We start from the raw sequence: 22,327 nt of genomic DNA, 5'->3' as shown, positions 1-22,327 counted from the left end.
ACACCCATTTGAAACAGCTATGGGCAGCTATGAAGCTGCCCGAAAAACTGCAAAAAAAGTTATAAATTTTTTGTCGTGGGCTTGACATACGGGTGGCGCAAATCGTGAAAACGGATATGCGGCATTTCCAAATCTTCAAGAAGTTTACCAAACTGCGACGATACCCAAGACGCATTGATAGGCGCACCGTCCGGCTTTGCCACAACAAGGTCATTGTCGTAGTAGGGCTTTCCCTCCTTTGCTGCCTGTTCCTTTTGCACTTCCTGCATAGCAAACTGTTTGAGGAAGAACGGACGGGCAAGCTCGGTAATCGGTAGCTTCCTGCCGTTGGATTTTGGCGGTGCCATTTCTTCAATGACTTTTGTTTTCGGCGGCACCTTAAAGGGTAGCTGCTCGGTAACGTCAAAGGTATTGTTTTCTAAATCCACGTTGCGCCAACGCAGCCCCAAGATTTCAGAACGGCGCATACCATAAAGCCCGCCAAGAATAACGGGCATTTCCCAAACTGTCCCCTCCACCCGCTGCATGAGCAGCTTGACTTGTTCCGGCGTGTAGGGGTCGGGTGTCTTATCGCCTTTTCCAAACTTCGTAAGGGTGTCCTTTGCAGCGTTTGTTTCAATATAGCGATATTTCCGGGCATGGCTCAACGCCACGCTCAACACGCGCTTTGCCCCGGCTGCGGTGGACGGTTTCAAGCCCTTGTCAATAATCTGCTGAAACATCTTGTCTACCATAGCCGGGGTAAGCTGATTAAGGGCAACGCCGCCAATGTATGGATTGATATAGTTTGCAATGGTCTTTTTGTACCCGTCGTAGGTAGAGGGGCGCAAGTTTACTCTTGCATAGCTTTCCACCCAATCATTGAGATAGGCGGCGACGGTCTGCTTGCGCTGTGAAGTAATGGAAGCGATCTGCCCCGGATTTTGGAGTTTCGTTTTCATTTCCGCTTCATGCTGCGCCGCTTCGCGTTTGGTCGCAAATCCTCGTTTGGTATAGGATTTTTTCGCCCCGTCGGGGGCGGTGTACTTTATATCAACGTCGTAAACCGTACCCGGTCGCCCGGTCAGTACGCCGTTACTGTCGCGTTTGTTTTTCGCTTGTCTTGTTCTGATTGCCATAGCTTAACCCCCTTGCGTTGCCGGGGGCTTTGCCGCTTTCTTTGCTCTGTGGTACCAATCCCAAATAGCAGCGTCGGCAATCAAGCGGCGGTTTCCATTTTGGATATATTCAAGCTCGCCACTATCCATAAGCTCGCGCAGCTTGTTTTCGCCAATGCCGCTAACCTTGCTCATTTGCTCTACTGTTTTCAGCATAGGCAGCAAAGGGGCGGCATAGCTTGTAGTTTCTTTTTTTGCCATAGAGATTACCCCCTTTCGTAAAAATGGCAAAAGGTTTGTTTACGAAAAGTGGGTTTCATCAGACGGTCGATTCGCTTCTCAACCTCACGGGAATTGCACCCCTGCGCGGTTCTCGCGCAGCCCTACCCATTGCCTGCGACGCTTTGAACGCTCGGACTATGGCGATAAGGGAGTATCATTATGTATTTTGCGCTTCGTCGCCGACAAGCTGCTGTGCCTGTTTTCCGGAGTCGGTGTTGATCGCTCGGCAATCCGGAGCGGGGAAATCCCGCCGGGAATGCGTCATGGCGCACCCGCCGCATGGCTCGACGCAAAAGGAACGTATCTGATTTGCCCTATGCTGCGCCGCCGTTATCTTGCGTCGCTTTCTTTTTCAAGGTACAAAAGACAGAAATATACAAAGAGGAAAGGGGAGGAACACTTTGCGTTTATTTCTCTGTCTTAAAGGATAGGACAGCCCGCATGAGCTTTGCTTGCAGCCGTTCGCGCAAGTCCTCGTCTATGCCGTAATAGGTATTGCCGTTCTCGTCACGGATTTTCCGCATAGACAGGTGGGCTATGTAGCTTTGGTAGTGCTGCATTACAATTTTCATGGCGTCGGGGTCGCCCTTTGTCGCGGCTAAAATGACCGGGTAGGGTAATAAGCCGCGCTCATTGTCATTACAATTCGTTCCATTCATCAGCGCGTTCCTCCAAATATCGTTTTAGCAGTTCAAAAGAGCTTGTCCGTCTATACTGTACTGTGCTGCGGGGTACTTTCATAAGCTCCGCGATTTCAGCGTCGGTCATGCTGAAAAAGTAATACAGTAAAACGGCTTGCCGTTTTTCTTCCGGCAGGGAGTGCATTGCTTCGGCAAGCAACTTCGCCGTAATCTTCAAACCGCCTGCACAAAAAGCGTCCTCGTCCTCATTGACAAAATATCTGTCAACGGTATAAAGCTGCTTTTCCTCATGCGGGGCAAGGTCTGAAAAGTTGACTTCGTGCTTTCGCCGACTTTTGCTTTCCCGGCAGGCGTCAATCAGTTCGTTGCGTAGCGTGTGTTTGCAGTACGCATTAAACTCACATCTTGTCTGCCATTCCAACCGATTAGGATAATCCATGTTCTCACCCCCTTTCGTCCCGGGGGCGGGTTATTTATCCCCTTTCGGCTGCCTTCCACGGACGTGCCGCAGATTTGCCAAACGGAATAGAAAAGTTTTTCAAAAAAGTTTTGAAAAACACAAAATGCGCCCGTCTGCAAGGCGCAGACGGACGCAAAGGAAATGTAAGCAGTATTCAGATGATTTGACAGTTCATACTCATGGGTAGACTTGCCCGGAGGTGGAGCTATGCTTTTTTTAATTGATGAAGCTCATGGGTATTATGGAATACCAAAGTAGACACGGCGGCAACCTCCTAAAATACCGCCGTGTCAGTTCATGGTGTCCGGGTCGTCGCAAGTTTGGGATAGATTGACGAAAAGAAACGGCGGCTCTGAAAAATCAAAGCCGCCGAGATAAAATAAGCGCGTGAAAATATGGCTGCTGCACGACGGCTTTTTTTCTTTTGCCGTCGTCCGGCAGATTACTATTTGCTATCAAAGAAAGAGCCGATAACCGCAAATTTATGTTTTGCGGATTATCGGCTCTGCGTCTGTGCGTCTGGCTCTTTGATAACAGTAATATTCAATTTGTGGACGCTAATAAGATTTTCTTGTTTACACTTTGGGCAATATAAAGGGAAATTTTTAAGCACAGTATCATCTCGAATTTTTAATCTTGTTTTATTGCCGCACACTGGGCAAAATATCCACTCACATTTTATCATTTTTATACCTCACGAACATAATAACAAAAAGAGTACCTCTATAACGCTTGATAAAGGTGTTCTCCTCGCCTATTTAGACAAAGTACCAAAATACTTATTAACAGTAGAATAATGCCGCACACAATATACCCACCCAACAGCAATGAGTTTGAGAAGTATTTCAGAAGCAAATAGCATGTTCCACAGGTTGAGAGTGTTCCAATCAGTGCGCTTAATATTGCAGGTAGACTTTGCTTGATAATATGTGTAATATTTTCCCATTCAAAGTTGGGGAAAAATATGTTTATTAAACATCCTATTATGCCAATAAATAAAGAATATAGAAATGGCATAGCATATCCTAACATGACTTTTTCCAAAGACCAATGCAAGTAAAAAGCCATTACTGTATTCAAAACTAATATAATAGGCCCCGATACAGAAAGATGTAACAGTATCTTTGATTTGATAATGTATTTTGCGGTTATCGGCAAAGATTTCAATATTTCAATTTGTTTTCCCTCAATGGAAATACTGGGATAAGTCGTGCTGGATAATGTTACTAAAACAGTAAATACAAAAATATAAAACACATCATATTCCGCAGGGGCAACTTTCAAGTATTCGGCTAATTGATAAGCATACAGGCTAATTTTGTCTGTCATAAAAACAATTAACACTACAAATATAGCAGCAAACAAAAAACCACAAGCAGTATTTGTTAAATATACAGGCAACGAAAAATAGCGTACTCGTTCTCTTTTTACAAGCGCGGTCATAAGACTGTTTTGCTTAAAAGATTGTTTATTCCGATTAGTATTTTGGTATTTTGTATGATGAATGATGTTACAGTACCAATTTTGATATATTCTGCTTAAACCAAATAGTAACGAACTACCTATGATAAGCACAATTCCAGTATATAATCCTAATGATAAATAATCACAACAAAGAATTAAGTGTACATATCTGCTTCCAGGAATAGAAATAGCTGAAATTGAAAAGTTAAAACCCGTATCTCCCGCAACTATATCAGGAAATTTGCAAAACATGAATGTCATAAATGCAAATAAAATCAATACAGCTCCGATTGTTTTTAATCGTGTAACGAGAGCAGATGAGCTTTTCAATATATGATGAACTTTTGTTCCAACAATCGTTCCCAAAAGACCGGGAATGATAGGAAATAGCAAAACAACCCCTGCCATGACTGGATAATATGAAATTTTCATATCGGCAGTTAAGCCGAATAATACTGCCATAGGAAACAATAGCGTCATATCAAGGACGGCTTGAACTAAATATAAAATGCTTAACTTTGAGATTATTAACACCATTAAAGGAACAGGAAACGCAAGCAGGTTATCTATGTTCGTATCACTAAGGAGTAGTCCACTTCCCCAAAAGATACTGATAAAAACATTGAGTATCATGCAGATTAGGATCACTGGAAGAATAAGATTTATGATTATTTCGTCCAGTGTCCATGATAAAGAGAAAACAATGTTCAAAGAATAACTTAAATATACAAGCCCACCTATCAGGATAGTTCCAACAAAAATGTAGAGATAAATAGTGTTTCTACGCTTCTGGTTATCTGCATAGCGCAGTTGGTTAAGCCGGCACAACTGTATCAAATTATTTTTCAATAGAAGTAATAAAATTTTCATCGCTATTCATCTCCATAAAAACTTCTTCCAACCCCTTTGTTCCGGTGATTTCTACTGTCGGGCCGGAATATAGTAAATGCCCTTGTTTAATGACCGCTACTTTATTGCATACCTTCTCTACCACATCGAGAATATGACTTGAAAATAGAACGGAGCTTCCGTCCGCACATAATTCTTTCATTTGCTCTTTTAAGATTATAAATGCTTCGGGGTCTAAGCCAACGAACGGTTCATCCAAAATCAAGAGTTTCGGTGCATGTGAAAATGCAGCAATCAGCGCAAGTTTTTGTTTCATTCCATGTGAGTAAGAGGAGATTAAACTGTTCAAATGCGGTTCCATTTGAAATGTCGAAGCTAACTTTTCGATAATGTACTTGCGATTTTGAGATGGAACGGCATAAATGTCAGCAATAAAATTAAGGTACTGTATTCCTGTCATATACTCGTCAAGTTGTGGATTGTCTGGTACATATGCCATTTTCTTTTTGCAAACTATTGGTTCTTTGAGTATTGAAACACCGTCTAATAGGATTTCACCCTTGTCAATACCAACTATACCTAAACAAGATTTTAAGGTAGTTGTCTTACCAGCTCCATTTTTCCCAATGAAGCCCATTATGTCGCCGTCCTCAACTATTAAATTTAGATTACATACGGCTTTCTTTTCACCATAGCTTTTGGATAAGTTTCTGATTTCTAACATAGTGTCCTCCATTCTCATTTAGAAAAAAATCGAAATGAAAGTTAAAAAAATAAACCGTTCCGCTATCAATTCTCATTTCATACCTAAATAAATCATAATACCTGTCACAGCAAACGCCACCACTGGCATGATATAAAACATGTATGTCTTTTTATTTTCATGCTGGCTAAGAACTGCATCAACAATCAGATTGAGCAGGACACAAAATGCGGGAACACCAAAGACTACGACATTACGAGGCCAAAAAGAGTTCGCATTTCCGGCAGAATCAAAGTGCACTGGAACAGACTCTGGCAGTTTGCCAGAAAAGGCGATAAGGACTGCCAATGTCAATGCACATAGTACGGTACTGATAATGATATGTTTCTTTACAGATTTCATAAGTATATCCTCCTTAAATTAAGTGTTCTTCTTTCTTCTGAAATAAAGAAAGAGTGAATAGGCCAATGGAACAACGCCAACTAATAGAATAATTAGCGGAACGGTCACAAAGTAAAATTTGTGCAATGGATGTAGGATAAAGACTAATCCAGAAAGAAGCCATGTATAACTTCCCAATTTGTGTGTTTTATACCAACTTTCTTCATCATTGAACAGCCACGGGAATTTCAATCCAACATAAGGATTTATATGATTTTTAGGAAAGTAATTTCCGCTGATAATGAACATTATGCCAACAAACACATAGATAAATGCTTCCGTTATATCCTGCTCTGGAAATAGCAAAGAATAAAACTGGGGAATTAAATATACCACACCCGTAATCGGCATAATCCATTTGCCTAAAAATATCAGACTTTTAGCCCCGTTGGTCGAAGCAACCTTAATACTTAGTCCAAAGTTCAAGACTATATTAAGCAGAATGGCAATTACATAAAGTAGGATATACATGTCAGCATTGCTATTCTTTAGCTTTGAGATTATCAATGTTGTAAAAGATAAAATAATACATGCTATGGTTGAGATGATTAAAGTACGCTTATTTTTCTGGTTCATTCTTATCCTCCTGAAACTGCATAAGCCACATAACGGCGTCTTCAAATACAGAAATGTTTATCTCGTAATAAATGTATTTCTGATAACGTGTTTCAAAAATTAAATCAGCCTTTTTTAGAGTAGAAAGATGATATGAAATAGTGGCATTTGATAAATCAAATTCTGCGGCAATCTCTCCGGCAGACATCTTTCGTTTTTGTTTTAGTTTTAGTAATATTTCCCGTCGAACGGGATCGCTAAGTGCTTTGAATACATTTGGTAAGCTCACGGTATTATCACCTTTGGTTCTTCTCATTTTGATTTATTTCTAAATGACAATCACATTATATCACGGGCGTGCTAAAAATCAATATCATTTTGAAGATTTTCTAAATGAAATCGCTAAAAGCGAACAGTGAAACCAAAATAATGAATTATTTTAGTGCATAGTAGGAAGTATATAGACATATCCAACGAGAAAGGGGAACAGTAAAATGTAACTGGGTGAATGAATATGGCAAAAAGACCAGTAGAAAAATATGACTTCAAGGCTTTCGGGCAAGCAATAAAAGCAGCGCGGACAGCAAGAAAGGAGAGCCGCAAGAAAGTAAGCGACGAAATGTTTATTTCCCCTCGCTACCTTGCGAACATTGAGAATAACGGGCAACACCCAAGTCTGCAAATCTTTTTTGAGCTTATGCTCCGTTACGATATATCCGTAGACCAGTTCCTTTTAGAGAAGCCGGATACGAAAAATACGCAGCGTCGGCAGCTTGACACGTTGCTTGATACCATGAGCGATAAGGGAATACGGATTGTAACCGCAACGGCGAAAGAAATTAAGGAAGTTGAAAAAGAGGACAAATGAAAATGTCCGGCAAAATTGAATATGGATTTTAGGAAGCGTTGTAATCTTTTTTTGAGATTGCAGCGTTTTTCTTTTGGATAAGTTCGGCAAAATAGCTTTTTCTCCGTAGTGGGAAATAAGGACAGAAGAGATAAAAAACTTGAATAGCAAGCATAGGAAGCGGGTACCCACTTCCGTATTTTGCCCGTCCTGCGCTGCGGCAGCGTCGGCAAAATTGCTTGTTGGGAAGTGTCCCAAACCCTCGGAATGGAAAGGAGCATTTACACATGGACGGAAGAAAAAGAACGGTGCAAATCAAGTTCAGAGTAACAGAAGCGGAACGAGATTTAATTCTTGAAAAAATGAAGCTCGTTCCCACCCGGAACATGGCGGCGTATCTTCGCAAGATTGCCATTGACGGCTATATCATACAGGTAGACCATATCGACATAAAGGCAATGACAGCGGAGATACAGAAAATCGGCGTCAACGTCAATCAGATTGCAAAGCGCGTGAACAGTACGGGCAGCGTCTACCAAGAGGACATAGAAGAAATAAAGGGGGTGCTTGCGGAAATATGGCGGTTACAAAGATTAAGCCTATTAAGGGAACGCTAAACAAAGCCCTTGACTATATCCAAAATCCGGCAAAGACCGATGAAAAAATGCTTGTGTCCTCCTTTGGCTGCTCCTATGAAACGGCAGACATTGAATTTACATTTACTTTGTCGCAGGCGTTGGATAAGGGCAACAACCTCGCCCACCATTTGATACAAGCCTTTGAGCCGGGAGAAGTCGATTACAGAGAAGCCCATGAAATCGGGCGGCAGCTTGCCGACGCAGTAACCAAAGGTCAGCACGAATATGTTTTGACTACTCACATTGACAAGGGGCATATCCATAACCACATTATTTTTTGCGCGGTCAATTTCGTAGACCACCACAAGTACAATTCCAACAAGCGCAGCTATTACGGTATACGGAACATGAGCGATAAGCTGTGCCGGGAACATGGCTTATCAGTTGTCCTTCCGAACCGGGGCAGCAAGGGAAAAAGCTATGCAGAGTACCAGGCAGAGAAAACAGGTACCAGTTGGAAAGGCAAGCTGAAAATTGCCGTGGACGCTCTCATTCCCCAAGTGTCAAGTTTTGAGGAATTGCTATCACGGTTAGAAGCGACGGGCTATGAGGTAAAACCGGGGAAATATATTTCCTGCCGCGCTCCCGGACAGGAACGGTTTACCCGCCTTAAAACTCTCGGCGCAGATTATACAGAGGAAGCTATCAGAGAACGGATAAGCGGCAAACGCGCCCGCGCTGCGAAAGCTCCCCGCGCAGATCGTGGCGGCGTTAGTCTGCTCATTGATATTCAGAACAGTATCAAGGCGCAGGAAAGCCGGGGCTATGAGCAATGGGCAAAAATCCATAATCTGAAACAGGCAGCGAAAACCATGAATTTCTTGACAGAACATAAGATTGAACAGCACGCAGAATTGACCGCGAAAATCACGGAAGTTACCAAAGCAAGCGAACAGGCAGCGGACAGCTTGAAAGAGGTTGAAAAGCGGCTTACCGATATGACGCTGCTTATTAAGAATATCACTACCTATCAAAAGACAAAGCCCGCCTATGCTTCATACCGCAAGGTAAAGGATAAAGACAAATACCGGGCAGCCCATGAGAGCGATATTATTCTCTATGAAGCAGCGGCAAAGGCAATTAAGGCGGCGGGGATAACCAAGCTACCAAGTCTTGCCGCCCTGCAAGCAGAGTACGCAGCACTTCAAGAGCAGAAAGAAGCCCTGTATGCCGACTATGGGAAGCTGAAAAAGCAGGTCAAGGAATACGACGTTATCAAGAAGAATATCGACAGTATTTTGAAAGTGGAACGTCAGCCAGAACGGACAAAGGGAACAGAGCGCGGATAAATGAACACAAAAAAAGAACGGACGCGGCAGCCGGTATGTTGGCCACCGCGCCCGTTTTCTCTATGGGTGCAAATTATTTTTTGTTACGCAGTAGAACCGCGATTTTAAGGGAATAGGTATTAAGATATTACCGCCCTTCAAAACGGCTGTCAGAGCCGCATAAAACAAGGCTTTTTTCGCCCCTACTGCGTAACAAGAGCGCGTCTTTTCCTCATGCGCTCGGCTGCCTGTCTGCGGGTAATCCGCTTCCGGCAATCCGGGCAGTATTTGACGCTGTTTGAAGTAGATACAAAGAACGTGCCGCACTCGGTACATTTCTTTCTGTCCTCGGTCTGATTGAGTTCTGCATACAGGAGCTTGTCGGCGGGAAGTACGGCAATCCGAAACCACTTGCAGAGCAGCGAATAGGAAATGAGCTGCGGGCATACGCAAGTGTCCCCGTCGTCCAGTAAGATACAGTTGCCGTTATCGCAGTTGCAGCACTCCCGGCGTACAAGGGTATTGACTTTCCGGCTTTGGGGCGGCGTCAGCCGCTTAATCCCAGTCATACTTCATCAGCGGCGTAAATGGGAAGCCCCGCAAACTCCGCTTCGGTCATGGCTTCCACTTTGGAAAGGGTGCGCTTTGCAAGCTCTCGCATATCCTCGTCCATGAAAGGCAGCGCGGCGGTCATGTTCTCTACAAGCTGCGCTTTGCTTCCCTCGTGGTAAATGCTTAAAAGGTTTGTTTCCTCAACAGTCAATCTATTCATGCTCATACCTCCAAATCGTGATTTTTTGCTTTTGTCGTCGTCTTTTTAGGGGCTGTCTTTGTCTTATCTGCTTTTAGCTGCGCCCGGACAGAGGGGCGTGGCTTTTTAATCTCTTTGTCCCGGTTCTCTCCTTTGTCAATCAGCGCATACGTCCCATGTCTGCCCTCGATTTTGGAAAAGGAAAGGGTCTTGTAGGGCAGCATGGAGAAAAGGCGGTCAATGTCCTTTGTGTTCGCAAGCTGCATGAACGCCGGGGAAAGCTCCACCATGAAATGGGTCTTGTTCGGGCTGTTCGGTGTGTCATTCCGCTTCATTTCCCGCACAATGCGCCGCGCTTCCGTTTCAATCAGTCCGTCATGCAGCGTGGCGATATGTGCCTTAAAATCTCCCGGTAGAAGCTGCTCCCTGTTGCGGTGTTCCTCCCGTAAGAGCCATTTAAGCGCGTCCGGGTCGTTGGGTAGGGCTTCAAAGCGTTCAAACTTCCCAAGCTGCGGGTCTGGACTTCCGTTGAAATACTGTCCGGCGGGTATCGTCTGCTCCCCGCGCTCATAAATCAGCTTGACCGTATCGGCGGGCAGCCCCTTTTCCTTGACGCGCTCATAATGGCGGGAATAGTCAAGCTCATACAGATTGCCCTTGATTTTTCCATGCTCCCTGTCTGTCAGCTCGATTGCATAGGCAAGAATACGGTCGCTTGTCTGCTCCATGTAGAAACGCCAGGTGTTATGGGGCGCGGTGTCCTTTAGGAATACGTCGCGCTCCCGAAAGCAATGCGTCCCGGACGGTCGGCAAAACCATAAGAGGGTCTTGTCCTCTTTACTCGCATTTGCCGCCGCCCTTGCGATAATCTCCCTGTCAATGTCAAAATCGCTCTGATAAAATCCTGTATTCTGCTTTAATATCGCATGGAGAGAAGCAAGTACGTCCACATTTTCAAATTTATTCTGTTTCGGCATGGGTCAGCTCCTTTCCAAGTCCTGTGACTTCTGCTTTGTGTTCTTCTTTTTCCCCGTCCGTTCCTTGTCAGCTTTAAGCTGCGCCCGGATAGAGGGCTTTTCTTTGCCGCGTTCTTTGTCTGCCTTAATCGCTTCTGCAAGGTCAACAAGGGAAATCTGTTCCCCGGCTTTTACCTTTGCTTCCAGTTCGTCAACCGTAGGGGTGTTGTTGATGATACCGTCAAAGTTGTTGTCGTTCTGCTCGATTGTGTCCTCGACGTGCTTTAGCGGGTTTATCTTTTCCGGCTGTTGTGTCTGCTCCTGCAAAAACTCCGGCACTTCCTTGTAGCCGAAACTATCTACATAATGCGCCGCGTCCTGTCCGTTCTGATGAAGCACTACCACGTCGGAAACGGAAAGGCTGTGTCCCTTAAAATCTTTCGGGTGTTCGATATTGAAACGGGTGTAAATATCTTCAAGGGAAGTACCCGGCGTAAGCTCTGCGGAATAGACAAGCTCATAGTTTGCCTTATCAACCACATTTCCCGCCGCCTGCAGGCGGTTGTAAGGCTCAAAGCGGAAGTCCCGCGTTTCGTCCCCTTGCTTTAGCTGATAAATGGAAAAGGTGTCTTTGTCGGCTTCGGCTTCCTGCGCCTTTGCATATAGCTCCTTTACTTCTCCCTGCGTCAGCTCTCCGGCGTTCAGCCCGCCCATGAGTTCCCGGCATTTTGCAAGGCTGCCGATATACAGCACGTCCCCGATTTTTGCCCTGCCGTTTTCCTGCGGGAGATAGGCTTGCAAGAAAAAGCGGTCGTTGTCGCCCGTTGTGCGGGGGTTGGCTTCAATCTTGTAAATGTACTCCGGCATGGCGGCTTTCTCCCTCGGCGCGTCCTGCACCTGTTCCTTTTGCAGTTCTGCGATATGTTCATCAATGCTGTTGATGATTTCCGCTGCGGTGCTGCGGATTGTTTCAAGAGAGCTTTTCAGTTCGGTAAGCTCCCGTCCGGCACTCCACCCGGCAACATACCCAAAGGAATAATCAGAGGTATCAAGCCCGTAATGCTGGCACACGGTATAGGCGATACTTTCTGCCTGTACCTCACGGGTGCGGCGGTCGGGTCTGTTCTCCAAGTCCTCTAAAGGGGCGTTTAGGTCAATGTCGTGCAGCTTCGCATGGGCGATTTCATGGATAAGTGTCTTTAAGGTTTGCAGCTCGCTCATGCCCTCATCAAGGGCAATACGCTTGTCCTCCAAGTGGTAGTAACCATGTGCGCCGCCCTCGATTTTTTCAAAGCCAACAGGAACAGGAGAAGTCTTTTCAAGGGCAGCGAAAACCTCCTTGTAATGCTCCACGTCCCCGGTCAGCATATTTACGGCAATATCGGGGATTTCCCTGCCCTCGGTCTGCGATACGTCAAAGACCGATACCACCTTAAAGGCGGGGATTGTGATTTCCTTTTCCTCGGTTACGGGCTTTCCGTCTTTGCCGATAATGGCTTTCTGTGTCTGCGGGTCGATTTTCTCCATTTCTTTTTTAATCTTGAACGGCGACGGGGCAAGGATTTTGATACCCTTTTGTCCTTTCATCACGTTTCGTCCAAAGTTATTTTTCCATGCGGAAAATCCGGCGATAAGGGAAGCGTCGGGCTTTTGCATGGCGATCAGCAGCGTATTGTTAAAGCTGTAATTATGAAACTTTGACATGACGCGCAGATATTCCTTGTAACGCTCGCTGTCGAACAGTTCCGTAATGCCTTGCTCCAAGCGGTCGGTTATCTCTTTGAGCTTTTCGGCGGGCTTCTCGGAAGTTAAGACAATGGGGATAACCGGGCGCGGCTCCTGCGGCGTTGCTTCGGGAACAGTCGCCTGTACTGCCGGGGCTGCGTCCAGTTCGACGGTTGGCTGCGGGTAGCTCATAATGCGGTAGTCCTCCGGCACATCGCGCCCCTCAAAGTGCTGCTCCCATGCGTCGCCGCTTTCCACAAGGTAGCCGTATTCCGTAAAGCTGCCTTTTTCCTGTGCGGCGGCGTTTCGTCCAAAGGCGATAAGGTCAATGCTGTTTTTCCATTCAGCGGGCATTTGCACCATGCCGGATTTGTTAAGGTAATAATCGCCCAATTCGCGGAGATTATGTACTTCGGGGATATGCACGAAAAAGTCCTCGTTATAGGTAAAGTCAATGAGCTGCCCGATATTCTCAAAACCATTCCTGCGCTGCGTGGCGGCGTTCAGCGCGGTAATCCCGGAAGCGTCAAGGGTTTCCAGTCGTGCCGCAAGGAAATTCAGCTCGTCCACCTGTGCCGCGCATACCATGTCATACGGCAGGGCAATGTGTCTGTCCTCCCGGTCAGAGTAGCCGTGAATGAAAAATTCCTGCGGATTGTCTGCGGTAATGCCGACGCTTTGCATGGCTTCGTGAAGTTCTTCCTTTGTGGCGGGCATGGATAACCAGCAGCCGCCCGGTTCTCCCGTTTCAAAACGGGTGCGGCTGTCAATAAGGATTGCAAACTGTTCCGTATCCTGTCCCGGTTCGGTTCTCGGTGCAGCGGCGGGAATGTCGGCAGCGGGCTGCTTGATTTCCTCGCCCTCTACGGTATAGCCCGGTAAGAGCTGCCCGTTTACCTTAAACTGTTCCGCGTATTCCGGCGGGATAGCCGGGGAGATTTCCGTAAAAAGTTTTTCATACGCCTTGATACGCCCATTCAGATATTTTTCCATAGCCGCCCGGTCAGCAAATACCTTTCTGTCCTGTCCGGCGATTTTCGCCTGTCCGTACCCGTGGGGGCTGTTGGTGTAGATGTTCCAAGACAGCGTATAGGAATACGGGATAGATTTCTGTGCTGCCTTGTCGTAGCGGGTATTTTCATACACATGGTAGCTCATTTTATATACCCGGTTGCTGATGGTGTGGCGGTCGTTGTCCTCGTCCTGCCACTTGTTCGCCGTATGCTTCACTTCGGGTATTCTCGCATACTCAATCGCCTTGTCAAATAGCAGGGTCTTTCCTGCCTGTTCCTCCCATGCGGAAGCCTGTACTTTCAGATTTTCAAAAACAGTCTGCTCCGCAGCCGCGCTTTCCTCCCGCAGCTTCACAAGCTCGGCAAGAGGTAAGGCGGTCAGCGGGGAAATATCCGCGCCTTTCGTGTCAAAATAGATACCGCGCTCAATCTTCATCTTGTCGGCGGCTTCCAGTCTGTCATGGTCGTATGAGGAATAACCTGTTTTCCATTCGTCCATTTGCTCGCTCCTTTCTTTTTCAATCATGCGGTGCATAAGCTCGTAGTCCTCAATACTCATGCTCCCGTCAAATACATAAGGGTCAAAATCTTCCCCGTCCCGGTAGGGCTTTTCGGAAAAGGGAAGCCCCGCTGCATGGGCGGCGGCTTTTGCTTCCTCGATAAGCTCCGGGGGAAGTCTGTCGTCGTGGGCTTCGATAAATCCGGCAACGTCATTTGTGCCGTTTTTGTAGTGGTGGCGCACTCCGGCGGTCAGCTCGTCAAGGCTCATATTCTCGCCTAAATGCCCGCAGTAGTAGCCGTTTAGAATAACGGCGGCGGGGTCAGCCGCCTTGATTTCCTCTAACCGGCTCCTGTCAAACGGTTCTAAAGTACCGTCCACTTCAAGATGAAACAGCTCGGCGTTCCATGAACGTCCCTCTTTCCAAAATGCTACCCATGCAATACCGTCCCTAAGTTCCTCTTGATAGTCCTTTACGCTGTCGCGCAAACTTGCCATGTGTAAAACCTCCTTTCGCGTATGGCAGCGCGGACGCTGCGTTTGTGGTTACATAGTCCTACTACGGTGCGCCCGCATTTCTGCCAAAGATTTTTGAGGATTTTTAGAGGGTTTGGGAAACTTCCCAACAAGCAAAATCCCCGCCAAGCTCGGTTAGAGTGGCAGGGATTTTACGGAAGTGGGTACCCGCTTCCTATGCTTGCTATTCAAGTTCTTTGTCCTTTGAAATGGTTACTTTGTAATTCACATACTTGCCGCCCGTATCAGCTAAAAGTACCGTTCCGTCATAGGTTTTGCCTGTTTTCGGAGAGTACAGCTTTTTGACTTTTACCTTGCCGGATTTTAAGAGTGCTGCGGCAATCGACCGGGTAAAGACGGTTTTACGTTCCTCAAAGAAGCGGTCATTTTTCCACATGGTAAAGCCGCACTCTTTGTTGGAACAGTAGTAGTTTTTCTTTCCCTCATAGACCGGGGACTTGCAGCGGGGACACTTCCCAATCTCTGTTTTTTCTGTCTTGAAAAGCTCTTGTTTCTCACCCAACACGGAAGCGTAGGTTTTTACAAGCCCCTGTGCCATTGCTTCAATTCCCTGCATGAAAGCGGCAGGGTCGGCGTTGCCCTTTGCAATCTGCGTCAGATTGTTTTCCCATGCAGCCGTAAGCTGCGGAGAGGTCAGACTATCCGGCAGGACGCAGACAAGGTTTGTGCCGTCTTTGGTGGGAAATAGCTGCTTGCCCTTGCGCTCCACAAAGCCGCCTTTGACTAACTTTTCAATGACGGCGGCGCGGGTGGCAGGCGTACCAAGCCCCCGGCGTTCTGCGTCCGGGTCGGTGTCCTCATTCCCGGCGCGTTCCATAGCCGACAAAAGACTTGCTTCATTGTGGGGCTTCGGGGGCGTGGTGGCATGCTCTGTCACTTTTGCCGCCGGATTTTCAAAGGTCTGCCCCTCGGAAAAGTCCGGCACATCTAACACAAGCTCGTTTTCGTCGTCGCTGTCCGGCTTCTTTTTGAGGGTCGCCCGGTAAAGCCGTTCAATCTCTTTCCACCCGGCAGCGATTACCGCCTTTCCCTTTGCCGTAAATTCATGGTCGGCGCAGGAGAAAACCGCCGTTACCGCTTCGTAAACGTGCGGCTCTGCGGTTGCCATAAGCAGACGCGCCCCGGCAAGGGTCAGGATATTGCGCTCGCTTTCCGGCAGCGCGGTAAGGTCAGCCTTTGCAAGCTCCATAGTGGGAATGATTGCGTGGTGGTCTGATACCTTTTTACTGTTCAGCACCTTTGCAATCTCCGGCGAAAAATCCGCGCCCTCCATAAAGGAAAGTTTCTCACAAAGCACCTTGATAATGCCCGTCGCTGTTTCTCCCATGTCGTCGGTCAGAAATGCGCTGTCCGTTCTCGGATAGGTCAAGAGCTTCTTTTCATAGAGGGCTTGCGCCAGGTCAAGGGTCTGCTTCGCGGTGTACCCGTAAATACGGTTTGCTTCCCGCTGTAAACTGGTAAGGTCAAAGAGCTTCGGCGGGGCAATGGTTTTCTTTTCTTTCACAAGGGAAGTACAGACAGCCGCCGACGCTTCGCAGGCTGCTTTCAGTTTGCCCGCTTCATCAGCGGCGCAGATCTTCGCGCTTGCCGCTTCTGCGCCGGGGAGAGTAAGGCGCACATGGTAGTAGGTTTCTTTCTGAAAGCCTGTAATCGCAGCGTCCCGGTCTACAAGCATTTTGAGGGTCGGGGTCTGCACACGCCCCACGTTCAAGGTCTTTCCATACAGGCAGGAGAAAAGGCGGGTCGCGTTAATGCCGATAAGCCAGTCAGCCTTTGCCCTGCATAGTGCGGAATGGTAGAGGGCGTCGTATTCCCGCCCGTCCTTCAGATTGTCAAAGCCACTTCGGATTGCTTCGTTTTCCATTGAGGAAATCCAAAGACGGGTAAAGGGCTTCTTGCAGCCCGCTTGATGATAGACAAATCGGAAAATCAACTCGCCCTCGCGTCCTGCGTCGCAGGCGTTCACGACTTCCGAAACGTCGGCGCGGTGCATGAGGTCTTTTAAGATTTTGAATTGTTTTCCCTTGTCGGCAGCTACGGTGTACTGCCATTCCTGCGGCAGAATGGGTAAGCTGTCATAGCTCCATTTCTTGTACTGTTCCCCATAGGCGGCAGCTTCGGAAAGCTGTACCAAATGCCCGATACACCAAGAAATGAGGTAGCCGTTTCCCTCGATATATCCGTCTTTTCTGCCCGTAACGCCAAGGGCGGCGGCAACCGCCGCCCCGACGCTGGGCTTCTCACAAATCACAAGTTTCATGCTTCCTCGTCCTCCTGTTCGGTATCTGCGCTGTCAGCTTCTTCCTCCGGCTCGTCCTCGTCGTATTCGTCAAAATCAAATTCGTCAAGGTCGGTGCCGCCTTTTACGCTCTGCTTCGGTTTCATAAACTTAACGTAGTAGAGGGCTGCGCCGCCGCCAAGAAGTCCCACAACAAGGAAAATGAGAAGCCCGCCCATGCTGTTTTTGGGTTTCTCCGGCTCTGCGGGTGCTTCCGGCTCGGCTTCCTTGCCTGTGCAGTTATTCATGGCTGCGGAGCAGACGGGGCAGGCGGTGTTTACTTCGCCCGCCTTGCATTTCTCGGTACAGTTGCAGACAGCCGGGGGCTGCTCGGTCTGTTCCTCCCCGATAATCGCCATAAGGTCGCTTTCGTCTACTTGATTTAGGAAGTGGACGGAATTTTCGCCCTCGGCTGCCCGGTCAACGATAATGTAAAAATAGTTGCCGCCTTTGCTTTTCACGACGATAAACTGCTTATCCTCGGCAGCGTCCCCGTCGATGTCGTCCACAAGGGTCATGTTGCCCTCCGGGGTAAGGGGCTGCGGTTCGGTTTCCACGATTACGCCGCTGTCGTCGGTTTCCTCTGTCGGGGTCTGCGCGTAGGCAGTAACGGAAAAGCCGCCCACAAGGACAAGGGCGGCGCAAAGTGCGGTAATGCTTGCAAGGATTTTATTCTTCATCTGCATTGTCCTCCTGTTCGTCATAGTCTGTGGGCATAGGGGCAATGCCCGGAATACCGTTGCCGGAAAGCATAGCGGTAAGCTCCTGCGGGGTCAGACGCATAGCGCGTACAAGCTGCACGATTTCAAGGTTTTCCGCTTCGGTTTTCTGTGCTTCCAGTCCGCGCAGCTTGTTCTGATACTCCGTGATTTTCTCACGGGTCTTTTGGATTTCCTTTTCAATTCTTTCGATTTTACTCATTGCCATAAATTTTTTCTCCTTTCGATTTTCAAAAATGTGTCAGTTCCAGTTCATCAGCCCGTACCCTTTGATACAGGCATAGTCAAGGGGATAGCTCTTAATCTTGCAGGCGTCGCCGGAATTGCCCTCCACGGTATAAACGCGGTTTGCGTCCCTGCCGATAACAAGCCCTACATGGTCTGCGCTTCCGTCTAAATCCCAGTCAAAAAAGATAGCGTCACCGGGGGCAATGTTCTCATAGCCCCGCGCGCCCCATTGCCCGTGAGAGGTAAACCACGGAATACCCTGCGACTGGCAGGCGGCAAAGCGCGGCTCGGAAAGTCCCATTTGCCCGTAGCACCAGGACACGAAACAGGCGCACCATTCCACGCGGGAGTTGAAGCCGTACCAGCTCCAATACGGATAGCCGCCCACATTTCCGACTTGCTGCTTTGCAAGGTCAACGATAGCGGTATTACCGGGGCGCGTTCCGTTTACAAAGTCCACGCCGCTTAAATCCTCGGACGCGGAAGTGTCGGGAGAGCCGCCGCCAAAGATAAGGGGCTTGTTCCCGCTTGTCTGCAAGTACACCCGGTACATTTCCAGTTGTTCCGGGGGCAGATTATTTTCCGCAATGGTGGATAGCGGGGTGTTCGTCATCTTGACGTTTAAGATGTAATACTCATAAGGCACTTGTACCGTATAGGTGTCCGTATGCTCGTTGCCGTCCTCGTCTGTCCATGTGTCGGTGCGTTCTTCCTCCCGGTAGCGTATTTCCACTTCCTCGGTCAGCGTCAGCTTGTATTGCTGATTGAAAATCCGTTGTAATTCGCTCTGTACCTCGGCGCGGGTGTAGCTTTGGTATTTTGCGGTCAGATAGGACGCTAATTCGTGGGGGTTATGCCCGATATTTGCAAGGTCATAGCGGTACTCGTCATAGCCGGGGTGGGTGCTTTCGATAGCGTCAATCTCGTTTTGCAGCCCGCTTTCCAGTCCGGCATAGGCATTTTCCACTTCCACAAGGTCGCTGTCCTCGGAGGTATAAGACGTTCCAAGCACGCCGTTTAACGTGCCGGAAAACATTGCACCACAAGAGGACAGCCCGGACAGAAGCATAATGAAAAGTAGCAGCGCCCCGACAGCGATTGCCACGCCCGCCGGGTGTCTTGCCACAAACGCCGCTGTCTGCTTCGTTTTCTCGGCGGCTTTGGCTGCCGCTTTGCGGGTGCGTTCCGCTGCGCCCTTGATACCCTTTGCAGTATTGCGGGCTTCCTTTGCATACTGCTTTTTAATCTGCTGTTTCTGCCAAAAACGGGAAATAGGGTTAGAGGTAAGCTGTGGGTTATCATGCAGGGTCTTATGATACTGAAAATCCACGTTTGCCTTGAAAGCAGCTTTTTCAGCCTTTGCCGCTTCCCGGTAGGGTTTCAGCTTATGGTTGCGGTAGCCCTGCTTGATTTTCCGCGCCCCGTACTTCAATCCCCGTTCTGCGGCTTCCTCGCTCTTGTGTGCGCCCTCCACGCCGGAATTATCCTTTTCGACAGAATGGATTTTGTTATGTACCAAAATCCCGGCTTCCTGTGTGGGGCGGGATAGCGGGTTGTGCTTCTCCTTAAATCCGGGCGGCTTGTCCTTTTCCTCAAAGTGCAGGCGGGTCTTGCCTTTCCCGGTGGTTTCGTCAAAGGTGCGCTCTTTTACCAGTTTCTTTTCTTTGGGGATAGCTGCCTTTGCCTTATCCAAGCGGTCGGCGGCTTTGTCGGATTTCTTGATATACTTTTCAAGCTCCGGGGCAGCGCGTTCCTCGTCGGTAAATTGCAGCCGGGAAGATTTCGTCCCGGCGGTAGCTTCCGCCTGTGCCTTTCGTACCGCTTTTTTAGACGCTTTGCGGGTATGGGCGGCTTCGATATGCTCCATGACGCGCTCCGTTTTGCCTGTGTCCGCTTTGGGGGCAGCTCCCGGCACATGGGGCAAGGGAGAAGTCGGGGAAGCTGCACCTTGTAGCTGTGCTGCCTGTTGCTCCGGGGATTTCTGAAAATCCGCGTCCTGCGTCCGCTTGCTGATACGTTCCGTGTCTCCCGTGGTCTGATTTTCTGCGATAGCCCCGTCGCGGGTCATTTTCTGCGTGATTTTATCACGAGGTTTGTATTGCTTTATGGTTCTGCACCTCCAATCCGCGCCCCTGCAAGGGCGCAATACTCGGCGTTCAGTTCAATGCCGATATAGCGGCGGTCAAGGCTTTTCGCTGCAAGCCCGGTGGTGCCGCTTCCAAAGAAAGGGTCAAGGACAACGCCGCCTGCCGGACAGCCCGCCAGTATGCACGTTTCCGCGAGCTTCGGGGGATAGGCGGCAAAATGCCCGCCCTTATACGGTACGGTATTGATAAGCCAAACGTCCCGCTTGTTCCTTGTGGTCGGCATAAGAGCGTCGTCATAATAGCCGCCGCTGCGGGTTTTATTGATACCCTGTACCTTGCCCTGTCCGGGTATTTCCTCGGCATATTTGTGTCCTGCGCCGCGCCCCTGCCGGTACCGCGCAGCCGTTCCCGGCGCAATCGGCTCTGCAATGGCGGCAGCGTCATAGTAATATTTCTTTGATTTCGTCAGTAAAAAGATATGCTCATAGCAGCGGCTCGGTCGGTCGCGGCAGCTCTCCGGCATAGGATTTTCTTTCAGCCAGATAATATCGCTGCGTAAATACCACCCGTCAGAGCGCAGGGCAAAAGCAAGCTGCCACGGAATACCGATTAAATCCTTTTGCTTGCAGCCCGCTTTCATGCCTGTGCCGCAGTAAGTGTCTGCGATATTCAGCCAAAACGTCCCGTCGTCTTTGAGTACCCGGCGCAGCTCCCGGAATACTTCTACAAGCCTGTCAATGTACTGCTCCGGCGTGTCCTCCCGTCCAATCTGTGCGTCAAGCCCGTAGTCCCTAAGTCCATAGTAGGGCGGGCTTGTGACGCAGCAGTTCACGCTTTCACTCGGCAGCTCCCGCAGGGCATAGAGGGCGTCGCGGTTGATGATTACGTCCGTTTTCATGGCTTGCTCACTTCCTCCGGCTTTGTCGTAAGCAGACGGTAAAGCTCGGTGTCGGTTGGGAAGCGGTCAATGAACGGCAGCACCACATTCCCGTAAAAGATAAGCCCCTCGCCTGCTTCGGTGTGGGTTACATACTTCATCTGCTGCGGGGAGATGTTAAGCTGCTTTGCAAGGATAGCCCGGTCGCCTGCGGCTTGATTGAGCATGAGGACAAAATCGGAGTTTTCAAAGATATTCTCGACTTCGCGGCTGCTTAAAAGGTCTTTGACGTTCTGTGTGATTGCCGTCGGTATGCCGCCCCATTTACGAAAACGCTTCCAAATCTCCACGGAATAGGCTGCGGTCTGTTCCTCTTTCAAAAGCAAATGAAATTCGTCCATATAGTAACGGGTTGCCTTTTTCTCGGCGCGGTTTACGGTAACGCGGTTCCACACCTGGTCTTGCACAATGAGCATACCTAATTTCTTGAGCTGCTTTCCAAGCTGCTTAATATCAAAGCAGACAAGGCGGTTAGAAAGCTCTACATTCGTTCTGTGGTTAAAGACGTTCAGACTTCCCGAAACATAAAGCTCCAATGCCGCCGCAATGCGGGCAGCTTCCGGCTCCGGCTGTTTCAGCAGTTCGTTGTAGAGGTCGCCCAAGATAGGCATTTTTGCCGGGTCGGGGTCAGCAAGGAAAGGTCGGTACACATTCCTAACGGCGCGGTCAATGACGGTCTTTTCCACGGGCTGCAAGCCCTCTTTGCCGCCGATAACAAGCTCACAGAGGGAAAGGATAAAGTCGGATTTCAAGGCAAGCGGGTTGTCGTCCTCGGAGTAGTTTAAGTTAATATCCATAGGGTTCACATACTGGGGCTTACCGTCCATGCCTTTTCCGGCAGGCGACAGGCGTATCACTTGCCCGCCCAATCGCTGCACAAGGGAAAAATATTCTGCTTCCGGGTCGCAGATAATAATATCGTCGTCAGTAATGAGAAAGGCGTTTGTCATTTCCCGCTTTGCCGCAAAGGATTTACCGCTTCCCGGCGTTCCGAGGATAAGCCCGTTGGGATTTTTCAGTTGCTTGCGGTCGCAGAGTATCATGTTATTTGACAGCGCATTTAAGCCGTAGTAAAGGGCTGCGCCCCGCTGAAAAAGCTCCTGTGTGATGAACGGGATAAAAATAGCGGTGCTTGATGTGGTAAGCCCTCTTTGAATGGGGATAAGGTTCTCTCCAAGAGGGATAGAGGACATAAAGCCCGCTTCCTGCAAATAGTCAAGGCGGGTCAGAGCGCAGTTATTTTTCTGTGCAAAGCCCGCCGTAGCAAAGATGTCATTATCCAGTTTCCGTTTTGTGTCTGCCATGTTTACCACAAGGAACGTCAGCAGAAACATTCGCTCGTTGCGGCTCTG

23 protein-coding genes are annotated in these 22,327 nt (G+C 48.5%); 3 read left to right on the top strand and 20 right to left on the bottom strand.

The window, feature by feature from the left end; all coding sequences use genetic code 11:
* Positions 1–59 precede the first annotated feature (59 nt).
* From DWX32_RS15605 to DWX32_RS15560, 10 genes are all read right to left on the bottom strand, one after another.
* Entirely contained in the window at positions 60–1,118 is a 1,059-nt protein-coding gene (locus DWX32_RS15605) for an Arm DNA-binding domain-containing protein (protein ID WP_243037609.1), read from the bottom strand.
* Positions 1,119–1,121: 3 nt separating this feature from the next.
* Positions 1,122–1,358, bottom strand: coding sequence for a helix-turn-helix domain-containing protein (locus tag DWX32_RS15600; RefSeq protein WP_118660533.1), 237 nt, complete (start codon positions 1,356–1,358; stop codon positions 1,122–1,124).
* Positions 1,359–1,786: 428 nt separating this feature from the next.
* Positions 1,787–2,038, bottom strand: coding sequence for a helix-turn-helix domain-containing protein (locus DWX32_RS15595; protein ID WP_118660531.1), 252 nt, complete (start codon positions 2,036–2,038; stop codon positions 1,787–1,789).
* Positions 2,019–2,459, bottom strand: a complete 441-nt coding sequence (locus DWX32_RS15590; protein WP_118592104.1) for an RNA polymerase sigma factor — start codon at positions 2,457–2,459, stop codon at positions 2,019–2,021. The genes DWX32_RS15595 and DWX32_RS15590 overlap by 20 nt, the downstream gene beginning before the upstream one ends.
* A gap of 517 nt (positions 2,460–2,976) precedes the next feature.
* On the bottom strand, positions 2,977–3,165 hold the full coding sequence (locus DWX32_RS15585; protein WP_118660529.1) for a cysteine-rich KTR domain-containing protein: 189 nt from the start codon (positions 3,163–3,165) through the stop codon (positions 2,977–2,979).
* A 38-nt stretch (positions 3,166–3,203) separates the two neighbouring features.
* Positions 3,204–4,814, bottom strand: a complete 1,611-nt coding sequence (locus DWX32_RS15580) for a hypothetical protein (RefSeq protein WP_118660527.1) — start codon at positions 4,812–4,814, stop codon at positions 3,204–3,206.
* Positions 4,783–5,517, bottom strand: coding sequence for an ABC transporter ATP-binding protein (locus DWX32_RS15575; protein ID WP_118660525.1), 735 nt, complete (start codon positions 5,515–5,517; stop codon positions 4,783–4,785). Before DWX32_RS15575 ends, DWX32_RS15580 begins: the two co-directional genes overlap by 32 nt.
* A 72-nt stretch (positions 5,518–5,589) precedes the next feature.
* On the bottom strand, positions 5,590–5,898 hold the full coding sequence (locus DWX32_RS15570) for a DUF1648 domain-containing protein (RefSeq protein WP_118660523.1): 309 nt from the start codon (positions 5,896–5,898) through the stop codon (positions 5,590–5,592).
* 18 nt (positions 5,899–5,916) lie between these two features.
* Entirely contained in the window at positions 5,917–6,513 is a 597-nt protein-coding gene (locus tag DWX32_RS15565; protein ID WP_118660521.1) for an SdpI family protein, read from the bottom strand.
* The gene (locus DWX32_RS15560; RefSeq protein WP_118660519.1) at positions 6,497–6,808 is read right to left on the bottom strand and encodes an autorepressor SdpR family transcription factor; all 312 of its coding nucleotides are present in this window, start codon (positions 6,806–6,808) and stop codon (positions 6,497–6,499) included. The genes DWX32_RS15565 and DWX32_RS15560 overlap by 17 nt, the downstream gene beginning before the upstream one ends.
* 198 nt (positions 6,809–7,006) lie before the next feature.
* Here DWX32_RS15560 and DWX32_RS15555 point away from each other — a divergent pair, with 198 nt between their 5' ends.
* From DWX32_RS15555 to DWX32_RS15545, 3 genes are all read left to right on the top strand, one after another.
* The gene (locus DWX32_RS15555; protein WP_118660535.1) at positions 7,007–7,360 is read left to right on the top strand and encodes a helix-turn-helix transcriptional regulator; all 354 of its coding nucleotides are present in this window, start codon (positions 7,007–7,009) and stop codon (positions 7,358–7,360) included.
* Between the two features lie 266 nt (positions 7,361–7,626).
* Positions 7,627–7,956, top strand: coding sequence for a plasmid mobilization protein (locus DWX32_RS15550; RefSeq protein WP_118660517.1), 330 nt, complete (start codon positions 7,627–7,629; stop codon positions 7,954–7,956).
* On the top strand, positions 7,917–9,266 hold the full coding sequence (locus DWX32_RS15545) for a relaxase/mobilization nuclease domain-containing protein (protein ID WP_118660515.1): 1,350 nt from the start codon (positions 7,917–7,919) through the stop codon (positions 9,264–9,266). The genes DWX32_RS15550 and DWX32_RS15545 overlap by 40 nt, the downstream gene beginning before the upstream one ends.
* 182 nt (positions 9,267–9,448) lie before the next feature.
* Here the strand turns inward: DWX32_RS15545 and DWX32_RS15540 are convergent, their stop codons facing one another.
* The 10 genes from DWX32_RS15540 to DWX32_RS15495 form a co-directional block, all read right to left on the bottom strand.
* The gene (locus tag DWX32_RS15540; RefSeq protein WP_118660513.1) at positions 9,449–9,814 is read right to left on the bottom strand and encodes a cysteine-rich VLP domain-containing protein; all 366 of its coding nucleotides are present in this window, start codon (positions 9,812–9,814) and stop codon (positions 9,449–9,451) included.
* Positions 9,811–10,023 carry a transposon-transfer assisting family protein gene (locus DWX32_RS15535; protein ID WP_442857716.1) on the bottom strand — a complete coding sequence of 71 codons (213 nt, stop codon included), beginning with the start codon at positions 10,021–10,023 and terminating at the stop codon, positions 9,811–9,813. The genes DWX32_RS15540 and DWX32_RS15535 overlap by 4 nt, the downstream gene beginning before the upstream one ends.
* The gene (locus tag DWX32_RS15530; protein WP_118660509.1) at positions 10,020–10,973 is read right to left on the bottom strand and encodes a hypothetical protein; all 954 of its coding nucleotides are present in this window, start codon (positions 10,971–10,973) and stop codon (positions 10,020–10,022) included. The genes DWX32_RS15535 and DWX32_RS15530 overlap by 4 nt, the downstream gene beginning before the upstream one ends.
* 3 nt (positions 10,974–10,976) lie before the next feature.
* A complete protein-coding gene (locus tag DWX32_RS15525; protein WP_118660507.1) occupies positions 10,977–14,687 on the bottom strand; it encodes a YodL domain-containing protein in 3,711 nt (1,236 codons plus the stop codon).
* A 202-nt stretch (positions 14,688–14,889) separates the two neighbouring features.
* Positions 14,890–16,986: a DNA topoisomerase 3 gene (locus DWX32_RS15520; RefSeq protein ID WP_118660505.1), complete on the bottom strand. Its 2,097-nt coding sequence runs from the start codon at positions 16,984–16,986 to the stop codon at positions 14,890–14,892.
* Positions 16,983–17,684 carry a DUF4366 domain-containing protein gene (locus tag DWX32_RS15515; RefSeq protein ID WP_170158610.1) on the bottom strand — a complete coding sequence of 234 codons (702 nt, stop codon included), beginning with the start codon at positions 17,682–17,684 and terminating at the stop codon, positions 16,983–16,985. The genes DWX32_RS15520 and DWX32_RS15515 overlap by 4 nt, the downstream gene beginning before the upstream one ends.
* The gene (locus DWX32_RS15510; RefSeq protein ID WP_118592089.1) at positions 17,674–17,931 is read right to left on the bottom strand and encodes a DUF4315 family protein; all 258 of its coding nucleotides are present in this window, start codon (positions 17,929–17,931) and stop codon (positions 17,674–17,676) included. Before DWX32_RS15510 ends, DWX32_RS15515 begins: the two co-directional genes overlap by 11 nt.
* A 33-nt stretch (positions 17,932–17,964) precedes the next feature.
* Positions 17,965–20,019 carry a CHAP domain-containing protein gene (locus tag DWX32_RS15505; RefSeq protein ID WP_118660503.1) on the bottom strand — a complete coding sequence of 685 codons (2,055 nt, stop codon included), beginning with the start codon at positions 20,017–20,019 and terminating at the stop codon, positions 17,965–17,967.
* Between the two features lie 35 nt (positions 20,020–20,054).
* Entirely contained in the window at positions 20,055–20,936 is an 882-nt protein-coding gene (locus DWX32_RS15500; protein ID WP_118660501.1) for a DNA-methyltransferase, read from the bottom strand.
* Positions 20,933–22,327: VirB4-like conjugal transfer ATPase, CD1110 family (locus DWX32_RS15495; protein WP_243037608.1), on the bottom strand; the 1,395-nt coding region annotated here is incomplete at its 5' end. The genes DWX32_RS15500 and DWX32_RS15495, both read right to left, overlap by 4 nt.

The organism is Blautia sp. AF19-13LB (genome assembly GCF_003479105.1).
Taxonomy (GTDB): domain Bacteria; phylum Bacillota; class Clostridia; order Lachnospirales; family Lachnospiraceae; genus Fusicatenibacter; species Fusicatenibacter saccharivorans.
Note: the sequence above shows the minus strand (reverse complement) of the source record. Positions and strands in the feature narration are given on the sequence as shown.

Coding starts and splice junctions, on each gene's coding strand:
- DWX32_RS15605 (WP_243037609.1), bottom strand. CDS start 1,118: ATGGCAATCAGAACAAGACAAGCGAAAAACAAACGCGACAGTAACGGC.
- DWX32_RS15600 (WP_118660533.1), bottom strand. CDS start 1,358: ATGGCAAAAAAAGAAACTACAAGCTATGCCGCCCCTTTGCTGCCTATG.
- DWX32_RS15595 (WP_118660531.1), bottom strand. CDS start 2,038: ATGAATGGAACGAATTGTAATGACAATGAGCGCGGCTTATTACCCTAC.
- DWX32_RS15590 (WP_118592104.1), bottom strand. CDS start 2,459: ATGGATTATCCTAATCGGTTGGAATGGCAGACAAGATGTGAGTTTAAT.
- DWX32_RS15585 (WP_118660529.1), bottom strand. CDS start 3,165: ATGATAAAATGTGAGTGGATATTTTGCCCAGTGTGCGGCAATAAAACA.
- DWX32_RS15580 (WP_118660527.1), bottom strand. CDS start 4,814: ATGAAAATTTTATTACTTCTATTGAAAAATAATTTGATACAGTTGTGC.
- DWX32_RS15575 (WP_118660525.1), bottom strand. CDS start 5,517: ATGTTAGAAATCAGAAACTTATCCAAAAGCTATGGTGAAAAGAAAGCC.
- DWX32_RS15570 (WP_118660523.1), bottom strand. CDS start 5,898: ATGAAATCTGTAAAGAAACATATCATTATCAGTACCGTACTATGTGCA.
- DWX32_RS15565 (WP_118660521.1), bottom strand. CDS start 6,513: ATGAACCAGAAAAATAAGCGTACTTTAATCATCTCAACCATAGCATGT.
- DWX32_RS15560 (WP_118660519.1), bottom strand. CDS start 6,808: ATGAGAAGAACCAAAGGTGATAATACCGTGAGCTTACCAAATGTATTC.
- DWX32_RS15555 (WP_118660535.1), top strand. CDS start 7,007: ATGGCAAAAAGACCAGTAGAAAAATATGACTTCAAGGCTTTCGGGCAA.
- DWX32_RS15550 (WP_118660517.1), top strand. CDS start 7,627: ATGGACGGAAGAAAAAGAACGGTGCAAATCAAGTTCAGAGTAACAGAA.
- DWX32_RS15545 (WP_118660515.1), top strand. CDS start 7,917: ATGGCGGTTACAAAGATTAAGCCTATTAAGGGAACGCTAAACAAAGCC.
- DWX32_RS15540 (WP_118660513.1), bottom strand. CDS start 9,814: ATGACTGGGATTAAGCGGCTGACGCCGCCCCAAAGCCGGAAAGTCAAT.
- DWX32_RS15535 (WP_442857716.1), bottom strand. CDS start 10,023: ATGAGCATGAATAGATTGACTGTTGAGGAAACAAACCTTTTAAGCATT.
- DWX32_RS15530 (WP_118660509.1), bottom strand. CDS start 10,973: ATGCCGAAACAGAATAAATTTGAAAATGTGGACGTACTTGCTTCTCTC.
- DWX32_RS15525 (WP_118660507.1), bottom strand. CDS start 14,687: ATGGCAAGTTTGCGCGACAGCGTAAAGGACTATCAAGAGGAACTTAGG.
- DWX32_RS15520 (WP_118660505.1), bottom strand. CDS start 16,986: ATGAAACTTGTGATTTGTGAGAAGCCCAGCGTCGGGGCGGCGGTTGCC.
- DWX32_RS15515 (WP_170158610.1), bottom strand. CDS start 17,684: ATGAAGAATAAAATCCTTGCAAGCATTACCGCACTTTGCGCCGCCCTT.
- DWX32_RS15510 (WP_118592089.1), bottom strand. CDS start 17,931: ATGGCAATGAGTAAAATCGAAAGAATTGAAAAGGAAATCCAAAAGACC.
- DWX32_RS15505 (WP_118660503.1), bottom strand. CDS start 20,019: ATGACCCGCGACGGGGCTATCGCAGAAAATCAGACCACGGGAGACACG.
- DWX32_RS15500 (WP_118660501.1), bottom strand. CDS start 20,936: ATGAAAACGGACGTAATCATCAACCGCGACGCCCTCTATGCCCTGCGG.